Annotated in this window: 17 protein-coding genes; 16 read left to right on the top strand and 1 reads right to left on the bottom strand. The window is 45.6% G+C overall.

The genetic code is table 11. The annotated features are described in order from the left end of the window. The first annotated feature begins 53 nt into the window (after positions 1–53). The 16 genes from BUA75_RS12550 to BUA75_RS12475 all read left to right on the top strand — a co-directional run bounded on the left by BUA75_RS12550 (position 54) and on the right by BUA75_RS12475 (position 17,243). Positions 54–911, top strand: coding sequence for a 3-hydroxybutyryl-CoA dehydrogenase (locus BUA75_RS12550; protein ID WP_072874945.1), 858 nt, complete (start codon positions 54–56; stop codon positions 909–911). A 50-nt stretch (positions 912–961) separates the two neighbouring features. Beyond that, complete coding sequence (locus tag BUA75_RS12545) at positions 962–1,741, top strand: enoyl-CoA hydratase/isomerase family protein (RefSeq protein ID WP_072874944.1); 780 nt, start codon at positions 962–964, stop codon at positions 1,739–1,741. A 77-nt stretch (positions 1,742–1,818) separates the two neighbouring features. Continuing rightward, complete coding sequence (locus tag BUA75_RS12540) at positions 1,819–2,952, top strand: acyl-CoA dehydrogenase (protein ID WP_072874943.1); 1,134 nt, start codon at positions 1,819–1,821, stop codon at positions 2,950–2,952. A 97-nt stretch (positions 2,953–3,049) separates the two neighbouring features. Beyond that, on the top strand, positions 3,050–4,198 hold the full coding sequence (locus tag BUA75_RS12535) for an acyl-CoA dehydrogenase (protein ID WP_072874942.1): 1,149 nt from the start codon (positions 3,050–3,052) through the stop codon (positions 4,196–4,198). Positions 4,199–4,235: 37 nt separating this feature from the next. Then, positions 4,236–5,186, top strand: coding sequence for a methylmalonyl Co-A mutase-associated GTPase MeaB (meaB, locus tag BUA75_RS12530; RefSeq protein ID WP_242650326.1), 951 nt, complete (start codon positions 4,236–4,238; stop codon positions 5,184–5,186). A gap of 113 nt (positions 5,187–5,299) precedes the next feature. Then, complete coding sequence (rpoE, locus tag BUA75_RS12525; RefSeq protein WP_072874940.1) at positions 5,300–5,839, top strand: DNA-directed RNA polymerase subunit delta; 540 nt, start codon at positions 5,300–5,302, stop codon at positions 5,837–5,839. 162 nt (positions 5,840–6,001) lie between these two features. Continuing rightward, positions 6,002–7,609, top strand: coding sequence for a CTP synthase (gene pyrG / locus BUA75_RS12520; protein ID WP_072874939.1), 1,608 nt, complete (start codon positions 6,002–6,004; stop codon positions 7,607–7,609). 14 nt (positions 7,610–7,623) lie between these two features. Further along, on the top strand, positions 7,624–7,986 hold the full coding sequence (locus BUA75_RS12515; protein ID WP_072874938.1) for a response regulator: 363 nt from the start codon (positions 7,624–7,626) through the stop codon (positions 7,984–7,986). Between the two features lie 5 nt (positions 7,987–7,991). Next, complete coding sequence (kal, locus tag BUA75_RS12510) at positions 7,992–8,396, top strand: 3-aminobutyryl-CoA ammonia lyase (protein ID WP_242650325.1); 405 nt, start codon at positions 7,992–7,994, stop codon at positions 8,394–8,396. A 150-nt stretch (positions 8,397–8,546) separates the two neighbouring features. Further along, a complete protein-coding gene (gene kce, locus BUA75_RS12505) occupies positions 8,547–9,365 on the top strand; it encodes a 3-keto-5-aminohexanoate cleavage enzyme (RefSeq protein WP_072874937.1) in 819 nt (272 codons plus the stop codon). Between the two features lie 71 nt (positions 9,366–9,436). Next, a complete protein-coding gene (locus tag BUA75_RS12500) occupies positions 9,437–10,084 on the top strand; it encodes a transaldolase family protein (protein ID WP_072874936.1) in 648 nt (215 codons plus the stop codon). Continuing rightward, positions 10,084–11,337 carry an LL-diaminopimelate aminotransferase gene (locus BUA75_RS12495; protein ID WP_072874978.1) on the top strand — a complete coding sequence of 418 codons (1,254 nt, stop codon included), beginning with the start codon at positions 10,084–10,086 and terminating at the stop codon, positions 11,335–11,337. Before BUA75_RS12500 ends, BUA75_RS12495 begins: the two co-directional genes overlap by 1 nt. A gap of 85 nt (positions 11,338–11,422) precedes the next feature. Beyond that, positions 11,423–12,952, top strand: a complete 1,530-nt coding sequence (locus BUA75_RS12490) for an MDR family MFS transporter (RefSeq protein ID WP_242650324.1) — start codon at positions 11,423–11,425, stop codon at positions 12,950–12,952. 351 nt (positions 12,953–13,303) lie between these two features. After that, entirely contained in the window at positions 13,304–14,278 is a 975-nt protein-coding gene (glpX, locus tag BUA75_RS12485) for a class II fructose-bisphosphatase (protein ID WP_072874935.1), read from the top strand. Between the two features lie 161 nt (positions 14,279–14,439). Then, positions 14,440–15,795 (top strand): transcription termination factor Rho, encoded by a 1,356-nt coding sequence (gene rho / locus BUA75_RS12480; protein WP_072874934.1) that lies wholly within the window; start codon positions 14,440–14,442, stop codon positions 15,793–15,795. Between the two features lie 167 nt (positions 15,796–15,962). Further along, positions 15,963–17,243 (top strand): radical SAM family protein, encoded by a 1,281-nt coding sequence (locus BUA75_RS12475; RefSeq protein WP_072874933.1) that lies wholly within the window; start codon positions 15,963–15,965, stop codon positions 17,241–17,243. A 58-nt stretch (positions 17,244–17,301) separates the two neighbouring features. Here the strand turns inward: BUA75_RS12475 and BUA75_RS12470 are convergent, their stop codons facing one another. Continuing rightward, a complete protein-coding gene (locus tag BUA75_RS12470; RefSeq protein WP_072874932.1) occupies positions 17,302–17,541 on the bottom strand; it encodes a hypothetical protein in 240 nt (79 codons plus the stop codon). Positions 17,542–17,862: the final 321 nt, after the last annotated feature.

Below are 17,862 nucleotides of genomic sequence, written 5' to 3'. Positions count from 1 at the left end.
ATGTAAGAAAGTTCAAGTTCATCATTTGAGACAATGGGGAGTGTTATCGACTAATGGCAGAGATACGTAAAGTGATGGTTATAGGTGCAGGTCAAATGGGGAGTGGTATTGCACAGGTAGCTGCAGAGGCGGGACTTCAAGTTGTTTTGAATGATATTCAAGACGAATTTATCCAACGTGGTTTGGCTGTCATACGTAAGAATTTGCAACGCGCAGTAGATAAAGGGCGCATGGGACAGGAAGAAATGGCTGCTGTGTTGGGACGGATTGAAACGAGTTGCCAGCTTGATGCAGGTTCTGACGCAGATATAGCGATTGAAGCAGCCACAGAAAATATGGATATCAAATTGGGGATATTTCGCAAATTGGATGAGTTGATGAAGGGTGACGCTATCTTAGCTTCCAATACATCCTCTTTGCCAATAACAGAGATTGCTGCTGTCACTCGTCGTCCTGAACAAGTCATTGGTATGCATTTTATGAATCCAGTACCTGTGATGAAATTGGTGGAAGTTATTCGCGGTTTAGCCACGAGTGATGCGGTTTATACAGCAGTGCATGAATTGGCAGAGAAAATGGGTAAAACGGCAGTGGAGGTCAACGATTTCCCGGGTTTTGTCTCCAACCGTGTTCTATTGCCTATGATTAACGAAGCGATTTACTGTGTCTATGAAGGAGTGGCTACACCGGAAGCGATAGACGAAGTGATGAAACTTGGCATGAATCATCCGATGGGACCGCTTACCTTAGCTGATTTTATAGGACTTGACACGTGTTTGGCAATTATGGAAGTGCTCTATGAAGGTTTTCGTGATTCCAAATATCGCCCTTGTCCCTTGTTGCGCAAGTATGTGAAAGCAGGGTGGCTTGGGAAAAAATCAGGTCGTGGTTTTTACGTGTATAACAATTAAAGCTCTTGTAAGCACTGAAAATATACAATTGACAAGTGAGGGAAATGTGAATGTCTGAAGAGTACGTAAAGCTTGTGGTTGAAGGTACGACAGCAAAATTAATCTTGCAGCGTCCGAAGCAGTTGAATGCTCTCAATCAAGAAGTTATCCGTCAATTGGACGCTCATTTAACTCAACTGGAGAAACAAAAAGATGTGCGTTCCGTCATTCTTTGTGGAGAAGGCAGAGCTTTTGCGGCTGGCGCAGATATTGCCGAGATGGTTGATATAGATAGCCTCCAAGCTGCTGAATTTTCACGTCTTGGTCAAAAGGTGTTTGCCAAACTTGAGGCACTTCCTCAACCTACCATTGCGCTCATTCAAGGTTACGCTTTAGGTGGTGGACTGGAGGTGGCCCTGGCTTGCGATATTCGTATTGCGGCAGAAGGTGCTAAATTGGGGCAGCCGGAAGTGAGTATTGGTGTATTGCCTGGATTTGGTGGAAGTCAACGGTTACCACGAATCATAGGTCAGGGACGAGCCTTGCATATGCTTTTGACCGGTGAACCAATTGATGCTCAAACGGCATTGGCTTATGGACTCGTTACGGCTGTGGTCAAAGAAGAAGAATTGATGGAAGAGGGCATTAAGCTTGCCAACAAGTTTGCCAAGTTGCCTGCTAAAGCTCTCCATTTTATCAAGAGAGCGGTTTATGAAGGGGCAGAGACCGATCTCGAACGAGGTACCGCTCAGGAAGCAGCCTTTTTTGCTCTTGCTTTCTCAACAAATGATCGCAAAGAGGGTATGCAGGCTTTTCTCGAACGCCGTAAACCGGAATTTCGTGGAGAATAAATTAGTTATGCATCTTTAAAATAAATCATGAAATTCGGGAAGATACGAAGAAACCTGGATAAAGGTGTCGATGGGTCATGAATTTCGAATTCACATCTGAACAACAAGAAATTCGTAAAATGGTGCGCGATTTTGCCCGAGAGGTCATTCTGCCCAAAGCGGCCGAGATTGACGAAAAAGACGAATTTCCAAGAGAAATCATACGACAGATGGGCAATCTCGGAATGATGGGTCTGCCTATTCCAGAAGAATGGGGTGGGGTAGGCGCTGATTTTGTCTCTTATATTTTGGCTATTGAAGAGATTTCTTACGCGTGTGCAGCTATTGGCGTCATACTCGCTGTTCATACTTCAGTGGGTACATTTCCGATTCTATACTTTGGCACAGAAGAACAAAAACAAAAGTATATTCCCAAATTGGCACAGGGGGAATGGATTGGCGCCTTTGCCCTGACGGAACCTGGAGCCGGATCGGACGCATCTTCCATTCGTACACGTGCCGTGCGTGATGGGGATTCGTATGTGCTGAATGGCAGCAAAATGTTTATTACCAATGGCGGCGAGGCGGATGTCTACTGTGTTTTTGCGGTGACCAGGCCAGAAAAAGGAAGTCGTGGTATCACAGCATTTTTGGTAGAGAAAGATACTCCGGGTTTTCGCATAGGCCGCAAAGAGCGGAAAATGGGGTTACATGGCTCTTCTACTGTAGAATTGCTATTTGAGGATGCTCGTGTACCTGTCGCCAATCGTCTGGGAGAAGAAGGCGCAGGCTTTAGTATTGCCATGCGCTTGCTCGATACAGGTCGAATTGGGATTGCCGCCCAAGCTCAGGGCATAGCACGGGCAGCGTTTGATGCAGCGAATCAGTACGTCCGCGGTCGCAAGCAGTTTAACCAGTCGCTTTTTGACTTTCAAGCCGTACAGTTTATGTTGGCAGATATGGCGACCAAAATTGAGGCATCGCATTGGCTGATTTACAATGCGGCCAATCGTAAAATGCGCAATTTGCCATGTGCGAAAGAGGCCTCCATGGCAAAAGTATTCGCTTCAGACGCCGCCATGCAAATCACGACGGATGCAGTCCAATTGTTTGGAGGGTACGGATATATAGCGGACTATCATGTTGAGCGGCTGATGCGCGATGCCAAAGTCACACAGATTTATGAAGGAACGAACCAAATTCAACGCATTGTCATAGCCCGTCATATTTAAATCAAGAGAATCCCGCGTAAAGGTTTCTTCATCGGGTTCTAAAGCCTTCTGCCCGACATGTGTTTGCACAAGATAACAGAGAGGATGAAAGATACTTATGAAATTTACTTTGGACAAGGAACATGAACAGCTTCGCCAGTTAGTTCGTGAATTTGCTGAGAATGAGGTTAAGCCAGGGGTGGCAGAACGGGACGAGAAGGAGTATTTTGACCGAACAATCTTTGATAAGATGGCTCAGTTGGGGATTACAGGAATTCCTTGGCCAGAAGAATACGGCGGCGCAGGCATGGATTATCTCGGCTACGTGATTGCTGTAGAAGAATTATCACGTGTGGATGCCTCTGCAGGGGTTGTGCTTTCAGCACACACATCATTGGCCGGTTATCCGATATATCGGTTTGGGACAGAAGAGCAGAAACAGAAATATTTGAAACCTATGGCGTTAGGTGAAAAGCTCGGGGCGTATGGTCTGACGGAACCGGGGAGCGGATCGGACGCTGGTGGAATGCGTACTACAGCGGTTCGCGATGGGGATAGCTATATCTTGAATGGCAACAAAGTATTTATCACAAACGGTGACGCTGCGGAGACTTACGTTGTCTTTGCTTCGACCGATCGCGCTCAAAAAACACGTGGTGTGACTGCCTTTATTGTCGAAAAGGGGACACCTGGATTTCGCATTGGCAAACATGAGAAGAAGATGGGTATTCGCGGTTCAACAACGGTCGAGCTGATCTTTGAAGATTGTCGCGTCCCGCTGGCCAATCGTCTTGGTGAAGAAGGATTTGGCTTTAAAATCGCCATGATGACACTGGATGGTGGGAGAAACGGAATTGCTGCGCAAGCGGTTGGCATTGCCCAAGGAGCGTTTGAAGCAGCGCGCGACTATGCGCAATCCCGTGAGCAGTTTGGCGCTCCAATTGCCAATTTGCAGGCGATTCAGTTTAAGCTAGCAGATATGGCCACCAAAATTGAAGCAGCGCGTTTGCTAACCTATCAAGCAGCATGGCTGGAATCAGAAGGGTTGCCCTATGGACAGGCGTCTGCAATGAGTAAAGTGTTTGCTTCCGATGTAGCCATGGAAGTGACCACAGAGGCTGTGCAAATTTTTGGTGGTTATGGATTTATTCGTGAATATCCAGTAGAACGCATGATGCGGGATGCTAAAATTACTCAGATTTATGAAGGCACAAACGAAATTCAACGATTGGTTATTGCTCGTCATGTTTTAAACAGTCAGCACTGACAGATGTTGTTATCCATCGTCACCCTTAGAAAGGAGAATGAGCGTGCATCCCCTCGTGGAAAAACTTTGTCAGGGCGACATCCGCGCAGCAGCTCGCGCACTGACTGTGGTCGAGTCTGATGATGAAAATCGTCGGCAGTTGCTGGAAAGTCTCTATCCCATGACGGGACGCGCTCATATTATTGGGTTTACAGGTCCGCCGGGAGCAGGAAAAAGCACACTCGTAGATGCTATGATAGGATTTTTGCGCCAACGTTCATTGAAAGTCGGTGTGTTGGCGGTTGATCCGTCTAGTCCATTCAGTGGCGGGGCGTTGCTCGGCGATCGTATTCGTATGATCCGACATAGCGAAGATTCAGGTGTATTTATTCGCAGTGTAGGCACACGCGGAGATTTAGGTGGACTGTCTGCAGCTACGGGCGATATGGTTCATGTTCTGGATGCCTTTGGCTGTGACGTGATTTTTTTAGAGACCGTGGGAGTAGGTCAATCAGAATTGGACGTGTTAACTCGCGCTGATTCTGTTGTGTTGGTCTTGACACCTGGCACGGGTGACCATATTCAGGCGGCTAAAGCAGGAATTATGGAAATTGCCGATATCTTTGTGGTCAACAAAGACGATTTGCCGGGAAGCGACACTTTGATTCGAGAAATTCAATGGATGTTGCATGAGAAAAGGCAATTTCGTGAAAATTGGCAGCCTCCTGTACTGCGTACTCAAGCGGTTGCCGAGCAAGGAATCGAAGAGCTTTGGCAGACGCTCGTTGGTCATCGCCAACATTTAGCTTCTAGCGGTTTTGGCGAAAAGCGTCGTTGTCGACGGTTGGAAGTGGACGTAGAACGCTTGTTACAGCTCAAATTTCGCAACTATTTACAGTATCAGGTGTTTTCTTCGCAAAAGTGGAGAGAATTGTTGCAATCTAATGTTCGCGATCCTTACCAAGCTGCAGAGATGATTCAAGAGCATTTTCCTAGATTGGCTCTGTAAACCTATTGGCGATTATGTTATAATCCACACATTTGAAGTGTAGATGGAGACGGGCAGCCCGCGCTGGTTAAATGGCGCGGCTATGCCCTTTGCCCTTGAGGAGGGAACGAGCGTTGGCGACGCTGCTGAGCAAGGGGAAAGAGGAAATCCAGCAAATGCCGCTCGTGGAGTTGGCATACGAAATTCTCAAAGAGCGCAAGGAACCTCTGTATTTCCGTGAAATCATGCGTCAAATTCAAGAATTGCGCGGTATGACGGATGAAGAAGTCAATGAGGTCATTGCGCGTCTTTACACAGAAATCAATATTGATGGTCGCTTTACTTGCATCGGCCAAAATATTTGGGGTCTGATTCGTTGGTATCCTGTGGATAAAGTTGGCGGTAGCAGCGGCAACAAGAAATTTGTTCGTCGCAGCGGCGATGCCTTTAGCGATGAAGACGAAGAAGATGTTTACGAAGATGAGGAAGAAGTACTTGAAGAAGTTGAAGAAGATGGCGATTTGTTTGACACTGTCGTAGAAGATGGTGAGGACGAAGTTTTGCCGGATGATGATCTCGATGATACAGAAGAAGTTGAGGATGAAGTAGAAGAGCCATTTGAAGAAGAACCTCTTCTCGAAGACGATGAAGACGAAGAGGATGAGGAAGACTGATTCTTCATGTTGCCTAACGAGATCGCCCTAAACGAAAGGCATATTCGTTAGAATGCGCGGCAAACAAGGTGCGTTCTGGTGGAGCAAAGAACCAGGACGCACACTTTTTGGTGTCAGGTGCTCATGTGTAAACAGGATGGACAATCTTTGGGAGGATATAGCATGGAAACGAAATTTATCTTTGTTACAGGCGGCGTGGTTTCTGGCCTGGGCAAAGGAATAACAGCAGCATCGCTGGGTAGATTGCTGAAAAATCGAGGTTTGTCCGTAACTATACAAAAATTTGACCCCTATATTAATGTTGACCCTGGTACCATGTCTCCCTATCAACATGGAGAAGTATTTGTCACCGAAGATGGGGCAGAAACCGATCTTGACCTGGGACATTATGAACGATTTATTGATATCAACTTGACTCATGCCAATAACGTAACAAGCGGAAAAATTTACTGGTCTGTAATCACCAAAGAGCGTCGGGGTGATTACTTGGGTGGCACAGTGCAAGTGATTCCGCATGTTACGAATGAGATAAAAGAACGTATTATGAAAGCTGCTACACCGGGAACGGATATTGTTATCACCGAAATTGGCGGAACTGTGGGGGATATTGAATCGCTCCCATTTCTAGAAGCGATTAGGGAAATGAAGAGAGAAGTTGGAAGACAAAATACCCTATACCTGCATGTCACGCTAATCCCCTATTTGCGAATGGCCAGTGAAGTGAAGACGAAGCCAACTCAGCACAGTGTTGCAGAACTGCGTTCCATTGGCATCACGCCAAACGTCATTGTCTGCCGAACAGAAGTGCCGTTGTCACTCGATGTCAAAAAGAAAATCGCTCTATTCTGCGATACGGATGAAGAATCGGTCATTGAAAATCGCGATGCGGAAAATCTTTATGAAGTTCCCTTACTGATGCAGCAAGAGGGCCTTGACAGCATTGTTCTTCGTCACTTTGGGATTGAAGCTCCTGAACCCGACATGAGTGAATGGCAACAGATGGTGGAAAAAATCTCTAATCTTCATCGACTTGTGAAAATTGCTGTGGTAGGAAAATATGTAGCTTTGCCTGACGCATATGCGAGTGTACAGGCAGCACTTCAGCATGGTGGATACGCTCATGACGCCCAGGTGCAGGTGGTCTGGGTTCAATCTGAAGATGTGACGGAAGAGAATGTTGAGCAACTGCTGGGTGACGTAGACGGTATATTGGTACCAGGAGGATTTGGCGACCGCGGTATCGAAGGAAAAATTGTCGCAGCTCAATTTGCGCGTGAACGGAATATACCTTATTTCGGGATATGCTTGGGTATGCAGATAGCTGTAATTGAGTTTGCGCGTCATGCAGCCGGACTGGAAGCTGCGCACAGCAGCGAAATTCAGCCCTCTACACCTTATCCTGTCATTGATTTGCTTCCGGAGCAGAAAGAAGTTGAGGAGAAGGGCGGAACCATGCGCCTAGGCGCCTATCCTTGCAAATTGGTCGCTGATACGCATTCCTACCGCGCGTATGGTGGAGAATGGGCCAGTGAACGGCATCGTCATCGCTACGAATTTAACAACGCCTACCGCGAGATATTGGAAAAGGCGGGACTGGTCGTGGCAGGAACATCTCCGGACGGACGATTAGTCGAAATTATCGAGATACCGAGTCATCGTTGGTTTGTAGGAGTTCAATTTCATCCAGAATTTACATCGCGGCCCAACCGTGCCCAACCGCTATTCCGTGATTTTATAGGAGCAGCGTTGGCGTACGGGGAGGAGCGCTGAGGAGAGGGTCCTCTTTGTCACATAAAGTATTGGTAGTGGACGATCAATTTGGGATTCGCGTATTGCTCCAAGAGGTTTTGGAACGAGAAGGATATCAGACATTTTTGGCTCACAATGGGACTACGGCACTGGATATTGTTGAGGAAGAGAATCCTGACTTGGTACTTCTTGATATGAAAATACCGGGAATGGACGGCTTGGAAATCCTACGTAACTTGCGTAAACGAGATCGACAAACAAAGGTCATTATGATGACAGCTTACGGAGAACTTGATTTGATTCAAGAAGCGATGGAAATGGGAGCATTGTCACATTTCACCAAACCGTTTGACATTGATGAATTGCGGCATGCAGTAAACGCCCAATTGCGGGGGTGACTCACTTGGAAGAGAATACCTGGGAAAGTGTCATTCGCTTGCGAATGGGCGAGCACGATGCCCATTATGGGGGCCGACTTGTTGATGGTGCACGGATGTTGGCGCTCTTTGGGGATGTGGCTACTGAACTTTTAATACGCCATGATGGGGACGAAGGGTTGTTTGTCGCATACGATTGCGTGGAGTTTCGGGCGCCTGTTTATGCGGGTGATTATATTGAGGCGCGCGGTCGTATTACAAAGATAGGCAAGACCTCCCGTAAGATGGAGTTTACGGCGCTAAAAGTGATTGAAGCAAATATCGATTCACTTTGTCCGTCGGCAGCGCGGCCGCTTTCACCGCCGCAAATCGTGACTTACGCTACAGGAACTTGTGTCGTGCCGCTTGACAAGCAAAGAAATCGTTCATAATGGCGGCGCCAAGGCAATGCGGGGTAAAGTAGTCACACCAGCATCACCCCGCTATTCTAGCGACGCTCTTTCTCCTTTATGTGAAGAAAACATAGAGGAGAGGGCGTTTTTTTATCCATGGATTGAAGTCGAATGGTAGGAGGGTTTTGGTTGCAACCATTAATCATAACGGCAGCTATGGTTGGAGCGGAAGTTACGCGGGAAGATCAACCTCATTTACCGATTACTGCTGAGGAAATTGCCACAGCGGCCGCCGCGTGTCGGGATGCTGGAGCGAGTATTGTGCATTTACATGTTCGCAATGAAGACGGAACGCCTACGCAGAGCAGAGAGAAATTTGCTGAAGCCATAGAAGCGATTCGAGCCAAGACTGATGTGATTATTCAAGTTTCTACCGGTGGCGCTGTAGGTATGACAGCTGATGAACGTTTACAGCCGGTTTCACTTCGGCCAGAAATGGCAACACTGACCTGTGGAACGGTTAATTTTGGGCAGCAAGTGTTTATGAATGCTCCAGCAGATCTGATTCGTTTTGCTCAAGAATTGCAGATGTACAATGTTCGCCCAGAATTTGAAATTTTTGATGCTGGAATGATTCAAAATGCTATGCAGCTAGCGAAAGCGGGCTTAGTTACGCCTCCTTTTCATTTTGATTTTGTGCTGGGTGTACCGGGTGCTCTACCTGCAAGTGCCAAAAACCTCCTGTTCTTGACTGAATTGTTGCCGGCAGGAGCGAGTTGGAGCGTAGCAGGTATGGGACGCCATCAATTGTCATTGGGGGCGTTAGCCATAGTTCTTGGTGGACATGTACGAGTTGGTTTTGAAGATAACATTTATTATCGCAAAGGCGAGTTGGCGGAGAGCAATGCACAATTGGTAGAGCGTATGGCGCGCATTGCTGCGGAGTTGGAGCGTCCCTTGGCAACGCCAGACGAGGCGAGGCAAATACTTGGTATTGCCATGCGTTAATCTCTGATGAATGGATGGCTATTTTTTACCATCGGTGAAAGCTTGATTGCCTGCGGTAGGAGGGCGAATTCGTGGAATTTTGGCTTGATTCAGTCAACGAGTGGGAAGTGAGGACAGCCGCGTCGTGGGGTGTTCTTTCCGCGCTCTCGCTCAATCCTGTCAAACTTCAGCAAATGGGTATGCGGGCGACTGACCTATGGCAATCGTTGTCTGGACAATTCGTTGGGAAATGGGTTGTTTCTACCACTCATCTGGATGCAGAAAGTATTTTGGAAGAGATGTTACCGCTGAGTGAACAAATTCCACAATTATTGGTCAAGCTCCCTATGTCGTTAGAAGGACTTAAAGCTGTTGAGCGTTTTTGCCAGCTGGGTGTGGAAACAGAAGTTACGCTGGTTTACAGTGAAGCACAAGCGTTGCTTGCTGCCCGAGCTGGTGCGACCTATGTCTCTGTATTGCTCGGTCGTATGGAGGATATAGGAATGGACGGGGTTCGTTTGTTAGGCAGTATTACAGAACTTTTCCAGAAACAACAACTTCATGCACGCGTATTGGCCAGCAGTGTTCGGCATCCACGCCACGTTATCCATGCTGTGGCGGCAGGTGCTAAGGCTGTTCTCTGTTCTTTTGAAGTACTGCAAAAAATGGCTTATCACCCTTTGACAGAGGGAGAAATAGAAAGATTTTTGATAGAGTGGAGTACAGTCAGTAAAATATGATGGAGGTTGATAATGTGAGTGATAGTTACTTGCAAAATTTATTTGCAGATCGAATAGGTGGCAAAAATTTTGGGAAAGACACGGTGATTTACAAGTTTGAGCGCATCAAGAGAGCGAAGGCGGCAGCTCTGGAGGCGCATCCGGAGCGAGCGATGATTGACATGGGTGTAGGTGAACCGGATGAACCAGCGCATCGTGAAATTATACAGGCGCTTTATGAGGCGGCGCAAAATCCGGCGAACCGCTTTTATGCTGACAACGGAATTGAACAATATAAAGAGGCAGCTGCAGACTATTTACAACGTGTGTACGGTGTGACCGGATTGAATCCCCACACTCAAATCAACCACAGTATCGGTTCGAAGCCTGCGCTTGCAATGCTTCCTATGGCGTTTATCAATCCTGGCGATGTGGTGCTGCAAACAGTTCCTGGTTATCCAGTCATGGCTACAATTGCGACATGGCTTGGCGGAGGAAGTTACAATATGCCGATTGGCCCGGAAAATGATTTTTTGCCCAATCTGGAAAGTGTGCCACTCGACGTTAGAAAAAAAGCAAAAATGCTCTATTTAAACTATCCAAACAATCCTACCGGAGCTGTTGCGTCCAGAGAATTTTTTGAACGAGTCGTATCGTTTGCGCGTGAAAATGAATTGGTGGTCGTGCACGACAATGCCTACGGTGCGCTTACGTTTGACGGGCAACAACCGCTCTCATTCTTGAGTGTTCCGGGTGCAATTGATGTGGGCGTAGAAGTGCACTCCATGTCCAAAGCATTTAACATGACAGGTTGGCGCCTCGGTTTTGTGGCCGGCAACGAACAAATTGTCAAAGCTTTTGCTACTGTGAAAGATAACCAGGATTCCGGACAATTTCGCGCCATTCAGGTAGCATCTGCTCAAGCGTTGAAACATCCAGAATGGACAGAAGCTACAGCGGCGAAATACTCACGTCGACATGATAAATTGGTCAAAGTTTTACAGTCACTTGGATTTCCCGCCAAGAAGCCGAAAGGTTCATTTTTCTTGTACGTTCAGGCACCAAAAGGGTTAGAAGACGGAAGAACGTTTGAAAATGCAGCTGCTTTTTCAGAATTTCTCATTAAGGAATACTCTATTTCCACAGTTCCATGGGACGATCACGGTCACTTTGTGAGATTTTCTGTTACTTACGAAGCAGCAGATGAAGCAACAGAGGATGCGGTGATGGAAGAGCTTGTTCGTCGTATGTCCTCTGCTCGCTTTATTTTCTAAATGAGAGAAAGACTGAATGTTTTCTGATTTGCTATGTATGGGAAATCATTACAAAAGAAAAAATGGGTAGAATAACATTGTTTTCTTGCATTATCAACCGTATACTGACGCTATGAAAAATGACAAACATCTTTCAACCAATCGTCCCAGTGTAACGGCAGCCGTGATGGTTGCAACTTTTTTGACTGCGATGGACAGTACAGTGGTAAGTACGGCTATGCCCACTATTATCAGTGATTTGGGCGGTATTCGTCTCATCAGTTGGGTATTTGCAGTCTATCTACTGACTTCCGCAGTGACTACACCCATTTGGGGTAAACTGTCTGATTTGTGGGGCCGCAAATGGATGTTTACCATTGGCACGTTGCTCTTTATGGTTGGGTCTATGCTCTCTGGTGCTTCGCACACCATGACCCAACTCATTATTTTTCGAGCGTTCCAAGGCATAGGCGCAGGCGCGGTACTGCCTATCACTCTCACGATTGTCGGAGATCTTTATCCATACGAACAGCGGGCCAAAATGCAAGGACTTTTTAGTGCAATATGGGGGATTGCTGGAGTCCTGGGACCGCTTGTGGGAGGTTTTTTTGTCGACGTTTTGAGTTGGCGATGGATTTTTTATATCAATCTTCCAATAGGCGTCATTTCCATTGTTCTGCTCATTTTGTTTTTGCATGAACCGTTTGAACGTAAAAAGCGAAAGATTGATTTCCTTGGTGCTGTGGTTTTCAGTATGGCAATTACGGCATTTCTTTACTCATTATTGGCAGGGGGGCAAACCTTTGCTTGGTCGTCAATGGTCATTGTGGGTCTGTTTATTTTTTCAGCGATATGGCTGGCGCTTTTTGTATTCCTGGAATGGCGCAGCAGTGAACCCATGGTTCCTCTCAAACTGTTTAGCCATCGCACGATTCTAGTCTCGAATATTGCTAGTTTTTTTATTAGCGCTGTCTTGATTGGGTTGACTAGTTATCTGCCATTTTGGATACAAGGCTTACTTGGTCACAGTGCAACCAACGCCGGTTTGACATTGACACCGATGTCGATTGGCTGGCCCATTGGCGCGACATTAGGTGGAAGATTGCTTATCTCTCTTGGTCCTAAAAAAACTTCTGGCATTGGCGTACTGGCACTTTTGGCAGGAGGTATTTGGCTGGCAACAGCTTCACTGGCAACTCCGCAATGGGTTTTGATTGCGATTATGCTGATCATGGGGTTTGGTTTTGGATTTGCTACCACTGCTTATACCGTAGTTGTGCAGTCTTCTGTAGGTTGGTCCATGCGCGGATCAGCCACAGCTTCAAATCAATTTGTTCGAACGTTGGGTCAGACTGTTGGCATTGCAGTGTTTGGTTCCTGGTTTAATCAAAAAATTCTATTATATACAAAGTTGCATCCGACACTCGGAGGAAAGTATGCCAATAGCGCCCTGAACGCTTTGCTCAATCCGGCTACAGCAGTGCGGCTTCCCAGTCATATAGCAGACTTCTTTCGTCACGCGCTGGTGTATGGGTTGCACTCGGTCTATCTGATTATGCTGTGGGTTGTCATATTGAGTTTAATCGCTACTGTATGGGTGCCCAATCGTCGACCGGAAATTATGGCGGAAGAATAAATATATACAATTCGCCGACAATAAATTTTGAAAATATAAATCAAACTAAAAAGAAATTTATTTTATGGATTTCTTTTCGAATATTCCTTTTGACACGACCCAGGGGAAGTCACTATACTATAGGTACGTGTGATGCAGTGACGGTGAAACTGCTCCCTCTACAATATTCTGCTCTCTGGGTCATTTTCTTTTTCTGATTGCCTTCCTTCCATGTATGGCTCCAAAAATCAATGAAAATACATTTTGGCATTGCGGCTGTTTTTTAAAGGTGCGTATGCTGTTTCCATTGCTTCTTTCCAACATTGGAAACGTAAACAGTGCGTCGTGCGTATGAAGAGGTGCATGAATTCTATGGAGAGAGAACTCGCGCTGGAGATTGTTCGGGTTACAGAAATGGCTGCGCTTGAATGCGCGCGATGGATGGGGCGCGGTCGGAAAAATGAGGCAGATGCGGCAGCTACCAATGCTATGCGTGCCATGTTTGATACTATTCAGATGGATGGAACAGTTGTAATTGGTGAAGGCGAAATGGATGAAGCTCCTATGCTTTACATTGGTGAACGTCTGGGTACGGGCACACCGCCGGAATTAGATGTAGCGGTTGATCCTTTGGAAGGTACCAATATTGTCGCTAAAGGACAATGGAACGCTATGGCTGTGGTTGCTGTAGCTCCAAAAGGAACTCTTTTACACGCTCCTGATATGTACATGGACAAAATTGCAGTTGGACCCAGAGCTAGAGGAAAAGTGCATTTGGATGCTTCGGTCAAAGAGAATTTGAACGCCGTCGCAAAAGCAACCAATAAAGATATTTCTGATGTAGTCGTAGTAATTATGGATCGTCCTCGACACGAAAAATTGATAGAAGAAGTGCGAGATGCAGGCGCAAGAATCAAGCTTATCCAGGATGGAGACGTAGCAGCTGCACTCAATACAGCTTTTGAAGGTACAGGTGTGGATATGTTACTTGGAATGGGTGGTGCACCTGAAGGTGTTTTAGCTGCTGCGGCCCTGAAATGTCTGGGTGGAGATTTTATGGGACGTCTGATGCCGGAAAATAAAGAGCAGGAAGAACGCTGTCATAAAATGGGTGTCCACGATGTTCGGAAGACTTTGATGTTAGATGATTTAGTCAGTGGAGATGATGCGATTTTTGCCGCTTCCGGAGTGACGGATGGTGAGTTGTTGCGGGGTGTACGATTTTTAACACGAGATCGGGCAAGTACTCATTCGGTTGTCATGCGGGCGCGTACAGGCACTGTAAGGTTTATTGATGCTGTGCACGATTTAAGCAGGAAGCCGATTTTCCCTACCATTCATCATTGAATAAAGAAATCATTTCTTTGCGGAAGTAAGAATAGCATCAGATAACCAAGCTTTCAACCATTGTGAAAGTAAATGAGATTTGAAGCAAGGAAGAATGAATGAAGCAAGCTATAATTGGATGGATAAGGGGTTACCCCCTTGAAAGAATGTGAGGGAATGGCTTGGATATAAGAGAACTGGAAGAAAAGAAACTTACTGAACTGTATAAGTTTGCTAAGGAGTTTCAAATTCCTTATTATGGAAATATGAAAAAACGAGAATTGATTTTTGCGATTCTCAAAGCGCAAGCGGAAAAAGATGGACTGATGTTTGCTGAAGGCGTTCTTGAAATAATGCAGGATGGTTATGGTTTCTTAAGGCCTATTGGTTATTTGCCTTCATCAGAAGACATATACGTAGCAGCGTCACAAATTCGGCGTTTTGACCTGCGCACAGGAGATTTGGTTTCAGGTAAAGTGCGTGCCCCCAAAGAGAGTGAACGTTATTTTGGATTACTTCACGTGGAGGCTGTCAATGGCTTCAGTCCTGAACAAGCTGCTGAAAGACTTCATTTTGCTGCGCTGACGCCCCTTTTCCCCAAAACTCGGATACAATTGGAAACTACTCCTGACCATATTGCAACGAGAGTCATTGACTTGTTTGCTCCTGTTGGATTCGGCCAACGCGGTCTAATTGTTGCACCTCCCAAAGCTGGTAAAACACTGCTTCTTAAAGAAATTGCCCATAGCATCTCTACAAATTATCCAAATGCACATTTGTTTGTCTTGCTCATTGATGAACGGCCTGAAGAAGTTACCGATATGCAGCGTTCCGTGAAAGGTGAAGTCGTAGCATCTACGTTTGACGAGGTTCCGGAAAATCATATTAAAGTAGCAGAATTGGTTCTTGAAAGAGCTATTCGATTGGTCGAGCATAAACAGGATGTTGTCATTTTGTTGGACAGTATTACTCGCTTGGCACGAGCTTACAATCTTGTCGTACCTCCCAGTGGTCGAACATTATCTGGTGGAATAGATCCAGCAGCCTTCCATCGACCCAAACGTTTTTTTGGCGCAGCCCGAAATGTGGAAGAAGGAGGAAGTTTGACTATTCTTGCCACAGCTTTGGTGGAAACGGGATCGCGTATGGACGATGTCATTTATGAAGAATTTAAAGGCACAGGAAATTTGGAACTCCATCTGGATAGGAAATTAGCAGAAAAACGTGTGTTTCCTGCCTTTGACATTCGTCGCTCCGGAACTCGTCGTGAAGAAATGCTCATACCGAAAACTGAGCTTGAAAAAGTATGGGCTATTCGTAAGTCTATGGGAGATAATCAAGATTTCACAGAAATGTTCTTGCGTAAATTCAGGCATTATAAGACGAATGATGACTTTTTGGATTCCCTATCGTTACAACGGGAAAAGAGAGCACCTGCAGTGAAGAACAATGACCAAGAACAGCCGCAATCTCAATCTGGTGGGCAAACCTCCCATTCAACGCCAGCCACTTCTACTGTTGCACCTGTGAGTTCTTAAGATTTGGATGCTGTATTTTCATCAATCATTTGGGTAGGATGAATATATGAGTTTATAATGATGGAATGAAGAAGTGGGTTATTTTGTGAATAACCAGAAAACAGTTGACATTAGTTGCGCATTTACGCGAAACAAGATTGGTTAAGAACTGTGAGGCACAGAAAATCATGTCTACGAAATTACCCAAGCTTCTCTATGCAAATAGTCATGGAGAAGTGATGGAGCATCCAGAGTTTCTTGCTGTTGGACGTACAGCGGATTGGATAACGACAATTGAATCGGAAGAATGGATTCCCTTGCCGGAAGGTGCGGAGTTATCCTGGCTACCCGGCACTTATGCGGTTGGACGTCATCCAAAGACGGACGAGATGTTGCGTCTACCGAACGATGTCTTTGCGGTAGGGGCACTTTTGCCACAAGGTTATACTCGGTTACTGCTACCTGGCTATAGCAAAAGAAAAAATGAACAAGTTACTCTCCCTCTTTTTGGTTATACAGCAGTAGGGTGGATGGATGGACAGTTCTATGTAGCTGCCCATCCAACAGATGATCCAACTGAATGGAATCCTGCGACTATAAATGAAAAAGAGTTGCATCAACTGGTTGAAGATACTCTTGTACAATATCCGGAAAATCGATTGTTTCAGCATTTGTCTCACTGTGCCCTCGAATATGGATGTATGACGGCGCGCAATACATTTTTATCCAAATCTGAGGGAGCCGTACCTGCTTCCATGGTTTGCAATGCCGCATGTGTAGGGTGTATTTCTGAGCAACCGGATGACTCTCCTTTTCCGGCTCCGCAAACGCGTTTACAATTTCGCCCTACAGCCGAAGAAATGGCTCAGGTTATGCTTGTTCATATTCAGAAAAATCCAGATGCAATTGTTTCTTTTGGACAGGGCTGTGAAGGTGAACCTTCTACGCGATTCATGGATATCGCAAATGCTATTCGCAAGCTAAGACAAAAAACAAACAATGGATATATCAATATAAATACAAATGCTGGTTTCGTAAGAGGAATACAGAAAATTGTCGATGCCGGCCTCGACTTAATGCGAGTTTCTATCATTAGTGCAATTCCGGAACATTATCAGGCCTATTATTTGCCGCGTAATTACAGTTTGGATGATGTTGCCACTTCGTTGTGTTATGCATCTGAACAGGGTGTCTATACGTCTATTAACTATTTGGTATTTCCAGGCATCTCTGACCGCGAAGAAGAAGTGGAAGCGATGATTCAGTTTTTGCGACGTACAAAAGTTAAACTAGTACAAATGCGCAACTTAAACATCGATCCAGATTATTATTTGCAACGCATTCCTGAACCAGGGGGGGGATGGCTGGGTATGCTTGGTATGATGGAAGCATTGCGGTCAGAGTGCCCTGGTCTGGAGATAGGCTCTTTTACACACCGCCCACCTCAACGGCGAATATTGCAACACTAAAATTGTAAAATTTCTGCTTAAAAACGAGTAAGGTTTCTCAGTAAACAAATTTCAATTTTCAAATCAAGGTGCCACTGCTGACTCGCTCATGAAAGCCTGCCTTGGGTGGAATGATAACTTCATCATAATAGGGTGGCTTTCCAGCGTAGTTGGGTTGACTTGTCACCTTTGTGACTTCGTCATAATAAGGCGGTTTGGTGGCGTAATTAGGTTGCATGGCGTGTGCCAAAAGTGGTCCTCCAAATGAAAGAAATCCTAATGTAGCGCCAGCGATGGTCCAGAGTGTTTTGTGTTTCATGGTATCATTCTCTCCTTTGATAAAGTGTGGTCGATAGTAGGTGGTTCGACCTGAGATAAGCGTAAAAAAGATGAAGCTTTCTAACAATTATTAGGAGTGAAAAATGATTTCTCTTTGTATGATTTCTTGAAATATTTTAATGCTTGTGTGTAACGAAGTATCAGCGCTTATGCAAGTTTTATTCGTTCTTTGATCCTTTGAATTATCCATCTGTACCGTTTGGTAAGTATGTCATTTTTTCAAACCTTGAAATGACCGTGTCAACTCACGTAAAAATCTTACCGAAGAGAGATGGCTAACTCATTTAAAAATCTAACCCAT

Source organism: Alicyclobacillus tolerans, assembly GCF_900142255.1.
GTDB lineage: Bacteria > Bacillota > Bacilli > Alicyclobacillales > Alicyclobacillaceae > Alicyclobacillus_I > Alicyclobacillus_I tolerans.
Note: the sequence above shows the minus strand (reverse complement) of the source record. Positions and strands in the feature narration are given on the sequence as shown.